Genomic DNA, 18,284 nt, shown 5'->3' with positions numbered 1-18,284 from the left:
GCCACGGATCTTCGTGGTACAGGTTCTGCCTAATCAGGCAACGCGCATCGAAGCCCTTCGGGCCGCGACTTCACAATGAGCAACGCATGATTTCAACTTATCGCCTTCGCGATCCATCATCTCCATATAAGGTGCTGGCCCGGCATTTCGCCCTCGTGCTGCAGCTGGCGCGCAGAGACGTAGTCGGGCGTTACCGCGGATCCTTCATCGGCCTGCTGTGGTCGTTCTTCAATCCTCTCCTGATGCTGGGTGTCTATACGTTCGTGTTCGGGCTGATCTTCAAATCCCGCTGGAACGATCAGGTTTCTGGCCATGTCGAGTTCGCCGTGATTCTGTTTGCGGGGCTGAACATCAATAACATGTTCGCCGAATGTGCTAATCGCGCGCCGACGTTGATCGTGGAAAATACCAATTTCGTGAAAAAGGTGGTTTTTCCGCTGGAGACGTTGTCGTGGAGCACGCTGGGCTCGGCGCTGTTCCATCTGCTCGTCTCCACCATCGTGCTGCTGATATTTTCTCTGGTGGTACGAGGCAGTGTCCCGTGGACGATGGTGTATTTCCCAATCGTTGTTGCGGCCTTCATTCCCTTCGTGGTCGGGTTGATCTGGCTGCTCAGTTCACTCGGGGTATTTCTGCGCGATCTTAAGCAGGCCATGGGCATCATCACCATGATGATGATGTTCCTGGCGCCGATCTTCTATCCCCAGTCGCTTATTCCTGAGCCTTATCAGAAGCTGCTTTACCTCAACCCGCTGACGGCGATCGTCAACGCCTCGCGCGACGTACTGGTGTGGGGACGCGCACCGAACTGGGGGCTGTTGGGCGCCTATGCGGTCGCCGCGTGCCTGTTCGCATGGGGCTCTTTCTGCTGGTTCGAGCGCACGCGCAAGGGTTTTGCCGATGTCCTCTGAAGACTTGACCATTTCCGTCGATTCGCTCGGCAAGAAGTATTACATCTATGCAAAGCCGGCCGACCGCCTCAAACAGATGATTTTCCCGCGCGTTGGTGGGTTGCTCGGAAAGCATGGTTTGGCCTACTACGAAGAATTCTGGGCGCTGCGCAATGTAAGTTTTAACGTCAAGCGCGGTGAGACGGTCGGCATCATCGGGCGCAACGGATCGGGTAAGTCGACCCTGCTGCAGATGATCTGCGGCACGCTCCATCCAAGCGAAGGCAGCATCAAGAATCACGGCCGCATTGCCGCGTTGCTAGAGCTTGGGGCAGGGTTCAATCCGGAGTTCACCGGCGAAGAAAACGTCTATCTCAGCGGATTGCTATATGGCATTCCCGAGGCCGAGCTGCGCAAGCGCTTCAACTCCATTCTCGCGTTTGCCGACATCGGCGACTTCATTCGGCAGCCGGTAAAGACTTATTCCAGCGGTATGTACGTACGTCTGGCGTTCGCGATTGCGGCACATGTGGACGCCGACACACTGGTGATCGACGAAGCGCTCAGCGTAGGCGACGTACGCTTCACGCAAAAATGCATGCGCTTCATGCGCGATTTCCAGAAGCGCGGGACGCTACTGTTCGTCAGCCACGATACGACGGCCGTAACCAACTTGTGCGATCGCGCGATCTGGCTCGATCAAGGTCGCATGATCGTGGACGGACCGACCCGGAACGTGGTGGAGCAATATCTCGCCGAGCAGCATGCGGCAGATCGTTCAATCACGGGCGAGAGCGTGGCCGTGCGTTCTGGTGCTCAGGCTTCGGGGAGCAAGGGAATCTCCACACGAACCTCATTCAAGCGGCCGACGTTGGACGTACCCGTCGACGTGGTGGATGCACGAATGCCGATACTTCAAGACGGTGGAACACGCAACCGGGTCGAGGTATTCGAGTTCGATCCGGACGCAACCGGCAGCGAATTCGGCGCGGGTGCAGCCAAGATCACGGATGTCCGGCTGCTCGATTTTCGCGGTGAAGCCAGCCGGCTGCTTACTGGCGGAGAAGTGGTGACGCTGGCGATCGAGGCGTCGTCGTCCCAATTGCTGGAAGCGCCCATTTTCGGTTTCTACATAAAGGATCGATTAGGGCAACGCTTATTCGGTGACAACACCTATCTGACGTATCGCGAGCAACCCATGAGTGCTGTTGCGGGCGAATGTCTCCGTGCAATGTTCAAGTTCCGGATGCCGATACTCCCTGCGGGCGATTACTCGGTTGACGTGGCGCTGGCGACAGGGTCGCAGGACGACCATACTCAACAACATTGGATTCACGATGCGCTCACGTTCAAGGCCAGCGACAGCACCATGCGCCATGGGCTGGTAGGTGTGCCAATGCATTCGATCGAAATACAGCGGGCAGGAGCGTAATCATGGAATTTACCGGCGAACGCTTCCTGCCGTCGCTGTCCGGCGAAATCAGGCACGAACATTTTCATCGCTATGTCTGGTGCAGGGCCTTGGTGAAGGGCAAGCAGGTACTCGACATTGCATGCGGGGAAGGCTACGGCAGCGCCATTCTTGCGCAGCAAGCCGCCGCGGTGACCGGAGTGGATATTTCCCAGGAAGCGGTCGATCACGCGCGCAGTACTTATGGAAATATAGCCGGTCTGCTATTCCAGCAAGGTGACGCGGCATCGATACCATTGCCCGACAACAGCGTGGACGTGGTGGTCTCCTTTGAGACTATCGAGCATCACGACAAGCACGTGGAGATGATGAATGAAGTGCGTCGTGTGCTTCGTCCTGACGGTCTGCTCATCATGTCGTCGCCTAATCGGATCGTCTATTCGGAAAAGGCTGGCTATCACAACGAATTCCACGTCAAGGAGCTGGACTTCGGCGAATTCGATGCGCTGTTGAAAAGCCGGTTTTCCAAGGTACGTTATTACGGCCAGCGGCTCGCGGTGGGTTCGGCCATCGTGGCGATCCAGCCGGATGAACCGGAGTTGGCGATGGAGGCCTTCACCGATACGGGGTCGGATGTCGTTGCGCGTTCACCCGAACTGCAGGATCCGGTCTATTACGTGGCCATTGCGACAGGCGACGGCGTCGAGCTTCCGCAGCCTCACTCGTCGGTGTTTTTCTCCGAAGCGGAAGACCTCTACAACCACCATCGCAAGGTCGCTACGTGGGCGCATAACCTCGACGACGAGCACAATCGGCTGCGTTCGGTTCACTCCCAATTGGTGGAAGAGCATGAACGCGTCGCCACATGGGCAAAGGGCCTGAATGTAGAGGTCGAGCGGCGCGACAAGCAATTGCAAGTGCTGAGGGAGAAGCTGGCCCAGAGCGAAGAAGAGATCGAGGCACAGAAGGAAAAGCTCGACTTCTTCAGCGGACGGCTTGGTGCAGGTGTCGACGAGATCCTCGCGCTGCGCAGTCAACGTGTCGGCGAGGCTACCAAGAGTGCCGGACCCGCGGACCGGCCGCACGAAGTGGAAGAGCACGTCGATGCGCTGGATCACTTCGAGATCGCGCTGCACGACTTGATGAAAAGTTATGACGTAGAACTCAAGCACGCGGCCGACTTCAAGGCGAAGTACCAGCAGCAGAAGAAACTGGCCAAGCGCTACGCCAAGAAGAGCAATCAAATGGTTCTCCGCGTGCAAGCGCTGCGGACAGAGTTGGAGGAGTCCCGCCAGCAGTTGCAGACCGTCCTGCGTTCCCGTTCCTGGAAGGTAACCCGGCCACTGCGGGGTCTTGCTCGGCTGGCGAAGGGGGACGTCGCATCGGTCAAGCAGGCGTTGAAGGCCTATATGCGCGGGTCTCGGAATATCGGGCCGCAACGAAGCGACCCTCAACTCAGCACGCAAGCCAAGCTTAAGAAATTACGGTTTGCGGAAAGCGCAGAACCACTGGTGAGCATTGTTATCCCGACATACGGCAAGCTCGACTACACGGTGGCTTGTCTGTATTCGATCATGCTCAATCAGCCATCCGTGCCGTATGAAGTGGTGGTGCTGGAAGACGCGTCCGGCGACACTGCAATGAAAGCACTAATGAGCGTACCGGGACTGCGCTACGAGGAAAATCAGGAAAACTTAGGTTTCGTGCGTTCCTGCAATCGGGCCGCGACGCTTATTCGTGGCAAGTACCTGTACCTTCTCAATAACGATACCGAGGTCACCGCGCGCTGGCTGGACGCGATGCTGGACGTGTTTGAGCGTTTTCCCGCCTGCGGCATGGTGGGCTCCAAGCTGGTCTATCCGGATGGCCGCTTGCAGGAAGCCGGTGGCATCATCTGGCAGGACGCGTCGGGCTGGAATTACGGCAGGCTGAAAAAGCCGGACGAACCCGAATACAACTACGTTCGCGAAGTGGATTACTGCTCAGGCGCCTCGTTGCTGCTTCCACTGGAACTGTTCAAACAGGTGGGTGGTTTCGATGAGTGCTATGCGCCGGCTTATTACGAAGACACCGACCTCGCATTCAAGGTACGGGAGGTGGGTAAGCGCGTGTTCTACACACCGTTCTCGGTGGTGATCCATCATGAAGGGGTGTCGCATGGCACGGACGAAAGTTCCGGCATCAAGGCCCATCAAGCGCGCAATCGCGAGCGTTTCTTGAAACGGTGGGCCGACACCCTCGCGAGCGAGCATTTTTCAAATGGTCAGGACGTACTGCGAGCGCGTGAGCGTGGCGGACGGGCCGGCACCATTCTCGTGATCGATCATTACATGCCGCAGCCGGATCGTGATGCGGGTTCTCGAGTCATGGTTGAGTTCATCCGTCAGTTCATCGACATGGGACTGAAGGTGGTCTTCTGGCCCGACAATCTTTGGTACGACGCCGCGTACGCTCAGCGATTGCAGGCGATGGGTGTGGAGACCATCTATGGAACGCGCTGGCTTGGAGCATTCGACCGGTTCCTGGTCGAGCGTGGCGAAGACATCAAATATGTGCTGCTTAGCCGCCCGCATGTCGCCATCAAGTACATTGAGGCGTTGCGGCAGCGTACGCATGCGCACATCAGCTACTTCGGCCATGATCTGCATTTCCAGCGCCTGCGGCGCGAAGCTGAAGTAAAAGGCGACGCTGAATGTCTGAAAAAGGCGGACACCTTCGAGCAGACCGAGCGGCGTGTGTGGGCGCTTAGCGACACAGTGCTTTATCCATCAGAAGAAGAGGCAGCTGATGTCCGCCGGTTGGCGCCGGAGGTCGACGCGTTGGCAGTGCCTTTGTGCTGCTACGGAAACGTCGTGGAGAATGCCGCTGCGAATCTCTCTGAACGCGAGGGTATTCTCTTTGTCGCAGGCTTCGGCCATCCACCGAATGTCGATGGTGCTGTGTGGTGGATGAAAGAGGTCATGCCACTCATACGACAGCGGTTCCCGGAGGTCATCGTGCGCCTCGTCGGTTCCAATCCCACTGACGAAATCAAAGCACTCGCCGGGCCGCGCGTGAAGGTATTGGGCTATGTGCAGGATGAGACCCTGGCGTCCCTGTATCGCCAATCCCGAGTGGCGATTGCGCCCTTGCGTTTCGGAGCGGGAGTCAAGCTCAAGGTGCTGGAGGCCATGCAGCAAGGCATTCCGCTGGTGACGACCTCCGTTGGCGCACAGGGGCTTTCCGGTCTTGAACAGTGCCTCCCGGTAACAGACGAAGCCGAGCATTTCGCCGCCCATGTCATTGACCTGCTGAGCAATGACAGCCAATGGCTCACGATTTCGCAGAGCGAAGGCGGTTTCATTCGCCGATTCTTCACCAGGGAGATCATGCTCAAGGCCCTGCGGCGGGCCTTGCGGATGGATGCGCCTGAGGTCGCTTTGCATACTCCCTGATCACGAACTTTCGTTTTCGCTCTCGGTTCATGTGGGGCTGGGGCGACTTGGGGTCTGGCTTTAGAGTACTCTTTCGCAAGTTGTTGCACACCGGGCGACCAAGGCGCCACCGTTCGCTGGCTAATCGGTGTGCACGGATGGATACGGGCCATAAGCTCCACTATCAGCGCTCAACGCAGATGGGCCGGATAGGGTCCTCCTTAGGCGGCGTCGAGAAGGGGCTCGATCAGACAGGTCATAATGGTGCGTCATGCTAAGAGGGGTTATCGCAAGTGATAGTTGGTAAAGGACTGCTGGCCCGAGCGTTCGAGCCGTACTTTGGCAAGGACCCGCATGTTGTCATCTTTGCCTCGGGCGTTTCCAACTCCCTGGAGACACGCCCCAGCGAGTTCGAGCGCGAGCAGTCGCTCCTGCGTGACCTACTGGATAAGGGTGCCCGGCGGTTCGTTTATTTCGGTAGCTGTGGAGTGACCGCTTCGGAGCCCGAATTGACCCCTTATATGCAGCACAAACAGGCGATGGAGACGCTGGTGCGCTCCGCTCCAGGTGGGCTCGTGCTGCGCCTGCCGCAGGTGGTCGGCAAGACGGATAATCCACATACACTGACCAATTTCCTCAAGGATCGCATTGCGTCGGGCCAGCATTTCACCGTCTGGTCACGCGCAGAACGCAACTTGGTGGACATTGACGATATCGTCAGGATTGGCTCCAAGATGGCCGTCGAATCGAATAACACGGTGACGATGATGTCCATTGCGGCGATGAACTCAATGCTGATGCCGGAGATCGTCAAAATATTCGAGTCGGTACTAGGCAAGCGGGCCAACTTTTCCGTCGTGGAAAAGGGTGAGCCGATGCACATCGATACCCTGCTGGCCAAGGAAATCTGCGCCGAGCTAGGTATCGATCTCGGCAAGGGCTACATCGAAAGCGTGATCCGTAAGTATTACGGTTCGGATTACCGCTTTGGGCAGGAGATGCCGGAACATCATTCACGTGTTCAACACTACTATGAGTCGAAATGACATGAATCCGCCGAACACCGACGCGATCCCTGCCGTATCGGTCGTGGTACCTGTCTACGGTGGCAGCGCCGGGCTGGGGGAACTGTGCGCGCGGCTGGCGGTTGCCATGGCGCCGACCGGGCTCGACTACGAAGTGATCCTGGTGGATGACCGCGGTCGCCCGGAGTCCTGGGGAAGGATATGCCAGGTCGCGGCGCAGCATCCTAATGTGCAAGGCCTTCGCCTGGGCAGGAATTTCGGGCAGCATGCGGCCACAATCTGCGGTATCGCGCACGCCCGGGGCGAATGGATCGTCACAATGGACGACGATCTGGAACATCCGCCCGAATCGGTGCCGGCCTTGCTGGCTAGCGGCGATGAGGACCATCCTCTGGTGTACGGTGTTTCCAAGAAACGCACGCATGCTGCTTATCGCAACCTCAGTTCGGAGCTGATGCGCCGCTTGCTCAAACGCGCGTTTCCGGACATCAACGAAGACTACTGTTCGTTCCGCGTGATCCATGCGCCGCTGGCGAAGCAGCTGACAAAGTTCGGCCTCAACCGCCCGTACATCGATGGCATGTTGTCATGGCTGACGTCGTCCACGCGCAGCGTGATCGTGCCGCACGAACAGCGCCATCATGGGGAGAGCGCGTACACCTTTTCCAAGCTGATGTCGCACGCGGCAAATATCTTCGTCACCTTCTCGCATCTACCGCTGCGCATCGCAACGTTCAGCGGCGCATCGCTGGCCGCCCTGAGCTTTCTCTACATTCTCTACGTGATCTACGGAAGGCTCACTGGCAGTATTACCAATCCGGGCTATGCGTCGCTGATGTCGGTGGTGCTCTTCGCCTGCGGCATACAATTGTTGATCCTTGGCGTAGTCGGGGAATACATCGGTCGGCTGATGGGGGCGACGTTTCGCAGGCCTATGTACGTGGTGGATAGTCAGACATCCAGGCATGCGGGTCCGAAGCGGCCACTCGTTTCCAAGGACGGCGCGACCGAAAACTGACCAGCCGATGTCCCGTGTATCTCTCAAAGCGATCATAGTAAGCATCCGCCACGCAAGGTTGATCTCGACGTTGGGCGGAGAGGTTTTCCGCTATCTGCTGGGAGCTCTGGTGAATGTGGTCGTTGGCTACGGCAGTTACCTGATCTTGCTGCACTGGTTCGGCTACGAAGTGTCGTACGCCGCGGCTTACGTCATCGGTATTGCTGTGTCTTACGTTTTCAACGCGCTGTACGTGTTTCGGCAGCCGTTACGACTACGCTCCGCCCTTAGCTACCCGCTCGTCTATCTCATGCAGTTCCTGCTTGGCCTGGCGTTGCTGAAGATACTAATCGCCGGTTTGCACGTTCCCACCAAGTTGGCGCCGCTATTGGTGGCCATGCTCACGATACCCGCCACGTTTTTGGCATCGCGCATCATCATGCGTGCAAGCTGAAGCACGAATTGATGCCAGGGAAAACATCCATGAATAAGTCAGACAAACCGGAATTCGATCAGTACGCGAACGATTACACCGAAATGCACAAGGCCAGTGTGCAGATGAGCGGAGAAGATCCGGCTTTCTTCGCGGCATACAAGGCAAAATTCATGGCGGCGCAGATCGGAAGCGATGCCAAGTCCAAGGCGTTGTCCATCCTGGATTTCGGCTGTGGCGTGGGAAACACCATTGCGCATCTGCGCGAGGCCTTTCCCGCTGCCGAGCTCTATGGGACGGATCTTTCGGGAGAGAGCATCAAGCTCGCGCTCGACACGCACGCATCCGAAGCAACTTTTCGCACCATCGAAAACGCGCGCATTCCCTATGTCGACCATAGCTTCGACATAGCGGTCGCCGCATGCGTGTTCCACCATATCCCGCCGAGCGAACGTAACCATTGGATCGCAGAACTTCGGCGCGTCCTCAAGCCAGGCGGTCAGGTTTTCATCTTCGAACACAACGTCCTGAATCCGCTGACGGTCAAGACGGTGCGGGATTGTCCCTTCGACAAGGACGCGATCCTGCTGCCGCGCTCGGAGCTGTTGAATCTCGCGCGCGCGGGCGACTTCGAAAGCATTCGCAGCCAATACATAGTGTTCTTCCCCAAACCGCTGGCCTATCTACGCCTGCTTGAACCGGTCATGGGCTGGATACCCTTCGGAGCACAATACGTTGTCCGCGGGCTTGCGGTGTGACGTCACCTTCAACGCGAGGCGCGCCGCCTTGTGGGGTCGAGGACGGCTGGTGCTGCTGAGCGACCGGCTTCGTCGTTTGCCTAGGGCTTTGCTTCGATGACGATCAGCGTATACGGGATGCGCAGCAGTCCAGTCAGGATGTAGGTGTCGAACCGTTCGAAGGTCTTGGAAACCAGGGCCTTCCATTCGGGTTCGCTACGGACATTTTGGCCGCGGTCCTGCTTGAGTATCCATTTGGCCAGAAACGATTGGCTGATCAGGAAGCTTGCTTCCAGGCATACCAGCCGTCCGCCCGTGGCCAATGACTTGTGCGCAAGCTTCAGCGCGGTCAGCGCTTCGTCGTCGTTCAAGTGGTGCAAAAGCCCGTTGATGATGACGAGGTCGGCATCTTGCATCTGCGGCGGAAGGTGATCGACGAAATCCTCTGCGACCCCCACTAGAAAGGTCTTGTCAGGGTCGGATGCGTATTTCGCTTTTGCGCTGGCGATGTATTTATCGCTTACATCGAAGCCGACGTATTTCACGCCGGGTGGCAAGAAGTGAACAGCCGTGGCAGGGCCGCATCCAAGGTCTATGACTTTTTGCCCCGGTTGTGCGCGCCAAAAATGTTCCGCAACCCATTTCCTTGAGTTGGTGGCCCCGACCAGTTCCTGGAAAAGATTGTAGGCCCAGGAGAGAGTAAAGATTCGCTTGAGCCCACGATCATCTTGCATAAATACCCTCGGTTCTGTGCATGTCAGGCTGTTCTCGTCCCGACTTACGATGCGTTGGACAGGCACCACTCCGTCAGCAAGTCTAAGCTATTTCCAGCTCCAAACACGACATCCGACTGGATTGCCATATATGAGCCACCGGCAATGCCAGGCTAGAAAACAGAATAGGATGGTGTATTGTCAACACTGCACGGAATTAATCTTCCTCACCCTTGAGGGACGAGATAGGGATGCCATTTCTGTACTTTGGGTGAGAAAACATTGAGTTTGTTTTCTTTTAGAAGCCCGGTGAGGGCCGCACGTGTGGTGGGAGGGGCGCCGCAGACCGGTTCAATTGTTGCGCAATCTTTAAAATGCGCCGGATCTTTGGCTAACGCCTGAATCTGGTGAGCCATTGCTGAGTAATACGCCCACTTATATGGACGAGTGTGCCAAGCATCCTGTGATTGTGGGATTTGAATGAGGAGAAGGATCAAGCTCCCTGCCACCGGTACCCACAGTTTCAGTGCGCGCTCAAAAGGCGCCGGTCTTTCGAGAGTCGTTGATGAACTGGCCCACATCAAAAGCAATGCAATCAAGTGACCGGAATAGTAGAGTACGTAGCGAGGCTGCTCCAGATAGTCATTACCGTCCGAGCTTACACGCCAGAGCAAAATTCCGGCTATCCATCCGTAAGTTAAAAGCATCAGGTTCACTGCCGCAAATGCTCTGATGTCATACTTTATACGCAGCGCTCTTCGCCAGAATGCAATATGCGCGGCAAGCAAAAGAGCTGCCATAATCGCCTGGGTGACGTGCCACATGGCAACATGCGCTTGGCCAAACGGGTTTTGGTAATACACCGGCAGCACTAGAGGAAAGAATATCCATTGCCACCAGCCGCCGTCCTTGAACTGCTCAAGCAGCAGGGGGACAACATTAGTTAATGAATGCTGGCTCTGGCTGGTGTATCCCATTGGAATACAGGCATAGCCAACACGCACTGCCGCGATACAGACACCAATGACGACAATTACCTTCCAGTCTGCGTAGTTTTTCCCCGCGATATTCGTTCTAAGCATAAGTACATAGGCGATCAAAGATGCCATTGCGGCGACCAGGGCGCTGTCATCGCTGGTGACGCCAAGAACGAGCGTTGCCACCACTAGCAAATACTGCTGTCGCGTCCGATATGCGTGCCACGTAGCCAGGATGAACGACAAGATGAACAGCTGCGTTAAGTTTTCGAGCGATACTAGGGGCCAGTCCCATACACCAATGCTATTCAATGAAAGCATTAATGCGCTAACCGCCATCCAGCACACAGATAAGACAAGCCTCTTGCGGGGTATTGACCCAGAAAAAATAATAATCCGGAAGATTAGGCAGCATCCGACGGCAGAAAGGCAGCCGACGACAGCATCTAGGACATAATCGACATCGAAATAGCGGTAGTTGACTAACAATAACAGTCGGAAAAGCGGTGCGGCGTGATCGTCGACATTTCTCTTGATGAAAAAATCGGAGAGATTAAGCGTATGGTCGATTGCGTGTTTTAAAAAGGATCCTAGATAGTACCAACCGTCAGCAATGATTACCGGGTTGGAGACCCGCAGCACAAAGTACATGGCGTTGATGGCGAGCAATGCCACGACCACCCATGGAAGCAAGGGTACGAGGCGATGCGGACGATAATTTTCGTCTCGATAAGGAATCATACGCTTATAACGTCCTTTACTTACGCCGAGGGGATTCAGAAGAATAACTTGGTTGTCTTGTTTACAGTTGATGTTACTGACCTTATCCTCGTATTTGTAGCGCCCTAGTAGAGTCATCGGTAGTTCGAGGGCCAGATTGCCTCGGCTGGCGTGCGGTTTGTCAGCGATGGGTAATCCCCCCGCTTTTAGCGGGCTCCAAAAGTGGAGTTAAGCGATCATTGCCAGTTTCTGCATGGGTGTGATCCCGCCAAGCGCCATGTTCAGGCGCTCATGGTTGTATGTCCATAGCCAACGGGTCGCCATGTCTTGCGCCTGTTCGATCGAATCAAACAAAGTTCGTGCGAGCCATGCATAGCGCACGGTCCGGTTGTAGCGTTCGACACAGGCGTTCTGTTGTGGTTTTCCCGGTTGAATGTGGTCTATCCGAATACCCTGCTGTTCCGCCCACGCCAGCAGCGCTCCACTGATGTATTCGGGACGTTGTCACAGCGAATGGCGCAGGGCTTGCCGCGCCATTGGATGATCTGCTCCAATGCACGGATCACTCGGGCTGAAGGCAATGACAGATCGATCTCGATCCGTAGCCCTTCGCGATTGAAATCGTCCAGCACATTGAATAGTCGAAAGCTGCGCTCGTCGCTAAGTTGGTCGTGCATGAAATCCATCGACCACACTTGGTTGATCGCGCTCGGCACGGCCAGCGGCTCCGGTCGGTCGCGCACCATCCGCTTCCTGGGCTTGATCCTCAGGTTCAACTCCAGCTCCCGGTAGATGCGGTAGACGCGCTTGTGGTTCCAGCCAAATCCTTTGACGTTGCGAAGATGCAGAAAGCACAGACCGAAGCCCCAGTCGCGATAGGCGCTGGTCAATCGGATCAACCAATCGGCGATCCGTGCGTTCTCCTCGCACGCCTTAGCCTGGTAACGGTATCCGGTCTCGCTCAATGCAAACGTCTGGCAGACATGCCGGATGTTCGTGCGCCCACCCTCTACGGCCCATCGGGCCATCTCCCTGCGTTGAGATGGCCTCACCATTTTTTTCCATCGCCTCCTTCAACAGATCCGCGCTGAGCTGGGCGTCGGCGTACATCTTCTTCAACCGCCGATTCTCGTTCTGCAGCTCCTTGAGCTGGGACATCAGCGAGGCGTCCATACCACCAAACTTGCTTCGCCACTTGTAGAACGTCGCCGAGTTGATGCCATGTTCCCGGCACAACTCCGGGACCGGCGCGCCGTCTTCCGCCTGCTTGAGCACCGCGATGATCTGGCTGTCGCTAAAACGAGACTTCTTCATGGAACCTCCTCGAGTCAGATTACGAGAAAATTCCACTTCTGGCGTCAGCTAATTGGCGGGCGGATTACCGTCTGGCGAATCCTTTAAAAAAGTGTAATCTTACGACAGGCTGACTAAATCGGAGCGCTAAAAATTACGGGGAGTTGGAACAGGCGGCCGAACTGAAGGGTTCCTTGCGAGGGCGGTGGAGGAATGACTAAATCAGAAGCGACGCATGCGAAGGGCCCGGTTTTCGTAGTGGGTTCGCCGCGTTCGGGCACAAGCATCCTGACATGGTGCCTGGGGCAACATCCGAACATTCTTCCGCTGGAGGAGTCCGGGTGGATGGGACGGCTTGCGATCGACCTGGGCGTCGGATATCGGGCGGGTAGCCAGTTCGGGCCACGCTCCCAGCTAAGCGCCCTGGGCGTGGATCGCGACGCCTATTTTGAGGCGTTCGGCAAAACCATTGATGCGATCATCCATCAACATCGTGGCCAGCTCGAACGCAATTGCAAGCGCTCTGCGGCACCCAATCTGGCCGCTGTGGAATCGCCATTCAGTATTTCACGTTCGAGTGCGGATCCGAAATCGCGCTGGGTGGACGGGACACCCGAGTATTCGTTCCATATTTGTGGACTCCGGAAGCTGTTTCCCAATGCGAAGTTCGTGCACATCGTGCGCGACGTTCGTTTGGTGGTGAATTCGATGCTGCATTTCAAGCAGCGTGGCGTGTCGGGCCTGTTCGAGACAGAGCAGCAGGCGTACGAATATTGGTCGAATACCGTCGAGGCATGTGTTCGTGCCGAGCACGCATTAGGGTCCGAAATCATTCATCGTCTTCGCTATGACGATCTCGTGCATCAGCCAGAGCAAGCGCTGCGCAACCTGCTTGCATTCCTGGATGAACCTTATGCTTCGGCGTGCGTGGAGCCGCTTGCTCAGCGCATCAATAGTTCGGACGTTCCGGCTGGTTTCCAGGCCCGTGATGCCAGCACCGATGCGCGCGTGGTGGAACGCGCCCTGCGCTTGAGCGACCAACTACAAGTGCCATGCGAATACTACCGGCCGACGCCATCGGCCCGCGTCGAGTTCGAAGCGGGTTTCAATAAACAAGTTGCGTTTGCGGCGGAGCTGGATACTGAGTATGCCTCAGCCCAGCGGAAGGTGACCGCGCTGGGCAAGCGGTTGAGCCTGTGCGGGATCATGGTCGTGGCCAACGTAGTGTTCGCTGCGGGTGCCACGTTGCTGGAAGAAGCGCATCGACCAGGGTGGTCGCGCCTCTGGCTGGCTCTATCGCTCGTTGGGCTGGGCATCTATGCGGTGATCCGTCGGGCTGGCCTGATGCAGCTGCTGGCCAGAGTTGGCAAAAGACTGAAGCTTAGATCCACCACACCGAACGTGGGTGATGGCTATCCTTACGACGCCCACCGCGTTTCCCGCAAGAGCGGTGCGGGCGTGTAGCTGCGCGTTGTGGGCCTCAGCTTGTTGCTCGGCGGTGTAAACCTGCAACGCCAAGTTGGGGTACTTACGTAGCATTTCGGCATGCGTCCTCGCCAAGACGGGCCGTGTGCGGCGTGATTTAGTGGTGAAGGTCACTGTAGGCCTGGGTCGCATGGCAAAATGTCGTTTCCTCGATAGCGAACGGACCGATGAATACTTTGTTCTCTCACCTGGATTCGCTCGAAGCCGAAAGTATTAACGTACTGCGAGAGGTTGCGGCGTGCTTCCAGCGCCCGGTCATGTTGTATTCCATTGGCAAGGATTCGTCGGTTCTGTTGCACCTGTTGCGCAAGGCCTTCCATCCGGCGCGTTCACCCATCCCGCTGCTGCATGTCGACACTACCTGGAAATTTCGGGAAATGATCGCTTTCCGCGATCAGATTGCGGCAGCCGCGGATCCGCCATTGATGGTTTACATCAATGAGGACGGTGTGCGTCGCGGTATTTCACCGTTCGTGCACGGCGCCGCAGTGCACACGGATGTGATGAAGACCGTTGCACTCAAGCAGGCACTGGACAAATATGGTTTCGACGCTGCCATCGGTGGCGCGCGTCGTGACGAGGAGAAGTCTCGTGCGAAGGAGCGCGTGTTTTCTTTCCGTAATACCCAGCATCGTTGGGATCCCAAGCGCCAACGCCCGGAATTGTGGAGCCTTTACAACACGCACGTGCACAAGGGGGAAAGCATGCGGGTGTTCCCTCTGTCCAATTGGACGGAAATGGACGTCTGGCAATATATCAAGCGGGAACACATTCCGTTGGTGTCGCTGTACTTTGCCAAATCGCGACCGGTGGTGGCGCGCGATGGCGCACTGATCATGGTGGATGACGACCGGTTTGTCTTGCGCGACGGTGAGCGTATCGAGCAGCGCATGGTTCGCTTCAGGACGCTGGGATGCTACCCGTTGACGGGGGCGGTGGAATCCACCGCGAGCAACATTGACGAGGTCATCGAGGAGATGACCCGTTCCAAGTCGTCCGAGCGTCAGGGGAGAGTCATCGACCAGGACGTCTCTGCCTCGATGGAACGGAAAAAGCAGGAAGGTTATTTCTGATGACACGTAACGAATCGTCGACGCACACGTTGCTGCGCTTCATCACCTGCGGGAGCGTGGACGACGGCAAGAGTACCTTGCTAGGCCGCCTCCTGTATGACGCCGGCATGTTGTCCGATGATCAGATCGAGGCTTTGCAACGCGATAGCCGCGTGGCGCATCCGGAAGGCGAGGCGCTGGATTTCTCGCTGCTGACGGACGGCCTGGATGCCGAGCGCCAGCAAGGCATCACCATCGACGTTGCGTACCGTTATTTCCATAGCAGTCGCCGCAGCTTTGTCGTTGCCGACTGTCCGGGCCACGAGCAATACACACGCAACATGGCGACGGGTGCCTCGCACGCCGATCTGGCGGTGGTGCTGGTCGATGCACGCAAAGGCCTCCTCGCGCAAACCCGCAGGCATACCTATATCTGCACGCTGCTGGGTATACGCAAAATCATCCTGGCCGTGAACAAGATGGACCTGGTCGATTATCGGCAGGACATCTACACCTCCATCTGCTCGGCTTATGAATCGCTGGCAGAGCAACTGGGCACGATGGAAGTGCATGCGTTGCCGGTGGCAGCATTGCGCGGCGACAACGTGGGTATGCGCTCGGAAAACATGCCCTGGTACAACGGCGCAGCCCTGCTTGAGTTGCTGGAAACGATTGACGTACCGCTGAGCCTAGGGGTCGATTTCCGCATGCCTGTGCAATGGGTCAATCGCCCCGATCCATCGTTCCGTGGCTATGCAGGAACTGTCTGCGGAGGAAGCGTTCGTGTCGGCGATGAAATCATGGTGCAGCCTGGCAACCAGCGGGCCTGCGTCGCACGTATCGTTACGGCGGACGGTGATCTCCAGCTGGCGAGCTTCGGTCAAGCCGTCACCTTGACGCTCGACAGGGAGATCGACGCCAGCCGTGGCGATCTGCTTGCCGACGCAGTGCGACCTGCGCCGGAGGCCGACCAGTTCGCCGCGCACATGATCTGGATGGGTGATGAGCCGTTGCTGCCCAACCGCGGTTACTGGATGAAGATCGGTACTCGGACGGTTAACGCTCGCATCACTCACATCAAGCACAAGGTGGATGTGAACACACAGGCCAAGCTGGCGGCGCTTCGGCTGGAGCTTAACGAGGTCGGTTATTGCAACCTCGACCTGGATCAGTCCATTGCGTTCGAAGTGTATGCGACCAACCCTACGCTGGGTGGCTTCATCCTGATTGATCGGTTGAGCCATGCCACGGTTGCTTGCGGCATGCTGGACTTCGCCCTGCGACGCGCCACCAACGTGCATTGGCAACACCTGGACGTCGATAAGCGCATGCGTGCGCAAAGCAAGGGGCAGCAACCGCACTGTCTGTGGTTCACGGGCCTTTCCGGTGCCGGCAAATCCACCGTGGCTAACCTGCTTGAACGGCGCCTGGGCTCGCTGGGCTGTCACACGTATTTGCTAGATGGTGACAACTTGCGCCATGGCCTGAACCGTGATCTTGGCTTTACGCCGGAAGCGCGCGTGGAGAACGTGCGTCGAGTCGCCGAGGTGGCGCACCTGATGGTGGATGCTGGGCTGGTCGTGCTGGTGTGCGTCATCTCTCCATATCGCAGTGAGCGGGAATTTGCGCGCAGTCTTTTTGCGGAAGGCGAATTCGTCGAAGTATTCGTGGATACCCCGCTGGAGGAGTGCGAGCGGCGCGATCCCAAGGGGCTGTATCGCAAGGCGCGAGCCGGCGAGATCGGCAATTTCACAGGCATTGATTCTCCCTATGAGCGTCCGGATTCGCCGGAGGTCCATCTGCAGACCCAGGCGATGTCCCCTGATGCGATGGTAGAGAAACTCGTCGCGCAGATATTGCCGGGCTCAAGGCAATAACCGATTGTATCGACAGTAGGCGTGGCGTGGCCGCACGCCTATCATGGCGTAATGTTCATCGAATGCTTGGCGTTGCGCTCATGGCCCACGATTCAGATTCGCTGCCTTTTCTCGTCTTTGGCGCGCCGCATATCGGCGAGGCGGAGATCGATGAGGCACTGGCATGCTTGCGTTCGGGTTGGCTAGGTACCGGGCCGCGGGTGGCGCAATTCGAGCAGGATTTCGCGGTTTTCCGTGGGGTGAAGGCAACGCAAGTGGCCGCCGTGAATTCCTGCACGGCAGCCTTGCACGTCAGCATGCTTGCTGCGGGCATCGAGGCTGGCTCAGAAGTCATTACGACGCCACTGACCTTCTGTGCCACCGTCAATGCCATCTTGCATGCGGGACTGGTGCCGGTACTTGCTGACGTGGATCCGCAAACCCAGAACATCGATCCGGACGCTATCGAGGCGGCCATCACGCCTCGCACGCGTGCCATCCTACCCGTGCATTTTGCCGGCCGGCCATGCGCCATGGATCGGATCATGGCTCTTGCCCGCAAGCATGACTTGGTGGTCATCGAAGATTGCGCACATGCCGTGGAAGCGCAATTCAACGGACTGCCTTTGGGCACGTTCGGTGATTTCGGCTGCTTCAGTTTCTACGTCACAAAGAACGTGGCAACCGGTGAGGGCGGCATGATCGTCGGTCGCAGCGACGAGCAGATCGCTCGGTCTAAAGTGCTGGCGCTGCATGGTATGAGCAAAGATGCCTGGCATCGCTTCGGCGACCAGGGTTACAAGCATTACCAGGTCGTGGAGTGCGGTTTCAAATACAACATGATGGATCTCCAGGCTGCAATCGGTTTGCACCAGTTGGCGCGCGTGGAAGAGAGCTGGTTGCGCCGCGACGCGATCTGGAAACGCTATGACGCGGGTTTCGCTCAGCTGCCGATCGGCCTGCCGTCACCGGCCGAAGCGGGCACACGCCATGGCCGGCATCTATACACAGTGATGATCGATAATGATCGGTGCGGCATCAGCCGGGACGGCTTTCTCGACGCGATGAACGCAGCCAAGATTGGAACCGGCGTGCATTACCTGTCCGTTCCGGAACATCCTTACTACCAGCAGCGTTTTGGTTGGCGCCCAGAGCAGTGGCCCCATGCAATGAAGCTAGGGCGTGAAACTGTCAGCTTGCCACTGTCGCCCGCGCTCTCCGACGCGGACGTGACGCGCGTGATCGATACGGTGCACGGCATTCTGGTTGGCAAATAGCCGAA

The 18,284-nt window shown here is 57.3% G+C and carries 13 protein-coding genes and 1 pseudogene; 11 read left to right on the top strand and 3 right to left on the bottom strand.

All coding sequences use genetic code 11. The annotated features are described in order from the left end of the window. Nucleotides 1-86 precede the first annotated feature (86 nt). The 7 genes from DWU98_RS18420 (at nt 87) to DWU98_RS18390 (ending at nt 8,927) form a co-directional block, all read left to right on the top strand. Nucleotides 87-911 carry an ABC transporter permease gene (locus tag DWU98_RS18420; RefSeq protein WP_196239537.1) on the top strand — a complete coding sequence of 275 codons (825 nt, stop codon included), beginning with the start codon at nt 87-89 and terminating at the stop codon, nt 909-911. Continuing rightward, nucleotides 901-2,322: an ABC transporter ATP-binding protein gene (locus DWU98_RS18415; protein WP_115497038.1), complete on the top strand. Its 1,422-nt coding sequence runs from the start codon at nt 901-903 to the stop codon at nt 2,320-2,322. The genes DWU98_RS18420 and DWU98_RS18415 overlap by 11 nt, the downstream gene beginning before the upstream one ends. 2 nt (nt 2,323-2,324) lie before the next feature. Next, a complete protein-coding gene (locus tag DWU98_RS18410; protein ID WP_115497037.1) occupies nt 2,325-5,735 on the top strand; it encodes a glycosyltransferase in 3,411 nt (1,136 codons plus the stop codon). Between the two features lie 272 nt (nt 5,736-6,007). Continuing rightward, complete coding sequence (locus tag DWU98_RS18405; RefSeq protein WP_115497036.1) at nt 6,008-6,760, top strand: NAD-dependent epimerase/dehydratase family protein; 753 nt, start codon at nt 6,008-6,010, stop codon at nt 6,758-6,760. 1 nt (nt 6,761) lies between these two features. After that, nucleotides 6,762-7,757 carry a glycosyltransferase family 2 protein gene (locus tag DWU98_RS18400; RefSeq protein ID WP_158545113.1) on the top strand — a complete coding sequence of 332 codons (996 nt, stop codon included), beginning with the start codon at nt 6,762-6,764 and terminating at the stop codon, nt 7,755-7,757. Between the two features lie 7 nt (nt 7,758-7,764). Beyond that, a complete protein-coding gene (locus DWU98_RS18395; RefSeq protein ID WP_230474932.1) occupies nt 7,765-8,190 on the top strand; it encodes a GtrA family protein in 426 nt (141 codons plus the stop codon). 29 nt (nt 8,191-8,219) lie between these two features. Next, a complete protein-coding gene (locus tag DWU98_RS18390; protein ID WP_158545111.1) occupies nt 8,220-8,927 on the top strand; it encodes a class I SAM-dependent methyltransferase in 708 nt (235 codons plus the stop codon). Nucleotides 8,928-9,007: 80 nt separating this feature from the next. Here the strand turns inward: DWU98_RS18390 and DWU98_RS18385 are convergent, their stop codons facing one another. From DWU98_RS18385 to DWU98_RS18375, 3 genes and pseudogenes are all read right to left on the bottom strand, one after another. After that, entirely contained in the window at nt 9,008-9,640 is a 633-nt protein-coding gene (locus tag DWU98_RS18385) for a class I SAM-dependent methyltransferase (RefSeq protein WP_115497032.1), read from the bottom strand. 206 nt (nt 9,641-9,846) lie between these two features. Continuing rightward, nucleotides 9,847-11,454: a hypothetical protein gene (locus DWU98_RS18380; RefSeq protein WP_147293365.1), complete on the bottom strand. Its 1,608-nt coding sequence runs from the start codon at nt 11,452-11,454 to the stop codon at nt 9,847-9,849. Nucleotides 11,455-11,544: 90 nt separating this feature from the next. Continuing rightward, nucleotides 11,545-12,630 (bottom strand): annotated as a pseudogene (locus DWU98_RS18375) (IS3 family transposase). 192 nt (nt 12,631-12,822) lie between these two features. Here DWU98_RS18375 and DWU98_RS18370 point away from each other — a divergent pair. The 4 genes from DWU98_RS18370 (at nt 12,823) to DWU98_RS18355 (ending at nt 18,279) form a co-directional block, all read left to right on the top strand. After that, nucleotides 12,823-14,073, top strand: coding sequence for a sulfotransferase family protein (locus tag DWU98_RS18370; RefSeq protein ID WP_115497030.1), 1,251 nt, complete (start codon nt 12,823-12,825; stop codon nt 14,071-14,073). Nucleotides 14,074-14,261: 188 nt separating this feature from the next. After that, the gene (gene cysD / locus DWU98_RS18365; protein WP_196239536.1) at nt 14,262-15,167 is read left to right on the top strand and encodes a sulfate adenylyltransferase subunit CysD; all 906 of its coding nucleotides are present in this window, start codon (nt 14,262-14,264) and stop codon (nt 15,165-15,167) included. Next, nucleotides 15,167-17,023, top strand: coding sequence for a sulfate adenylyltransferase subunit CysN (cysN, locus tag DWU98_RS18360; protein ID WP_115497028.1), 1,857 nt, complete (start codon nt 15,167-15,169; stop codon nt 17,021-17,023). The genes cysD and cysN overlap by 1 nt, the downstream gene beginning before the upstream one ends. 80 nt (nt 17,024-17,103) lie before the next feature. Then, nucleotides 17,104-18,279, top strand: a complete 1,176-nt coding sequence (locus DWU98_RS18355; protein ID WP_115497104.1) for a DegT/DnrJ/EryC1/StrS family aminotransferase — start codon at nt 17,104-17,106, stop codon at nt 18,277-18,279. Nucleotides 18,280-18,284 lie beyond the last annotated feature (5 nt).

Origin of the sequence: Dyella monticola, assembly GCF_003363155.1 — a bacterium.
GTDB classification, from domain to species: Bacteria; Pseudomonadota; Gammaproteobacteria; order Xanthomonadales; family Rhodanobacteraceae; genus Dyella_B; species Dyella_B monticola.
The sequence above is the reverse complement of the archived record's forward strand: the minus strand, read 5'-3'. Positions and strand labels throughout refer to the sequence as shown.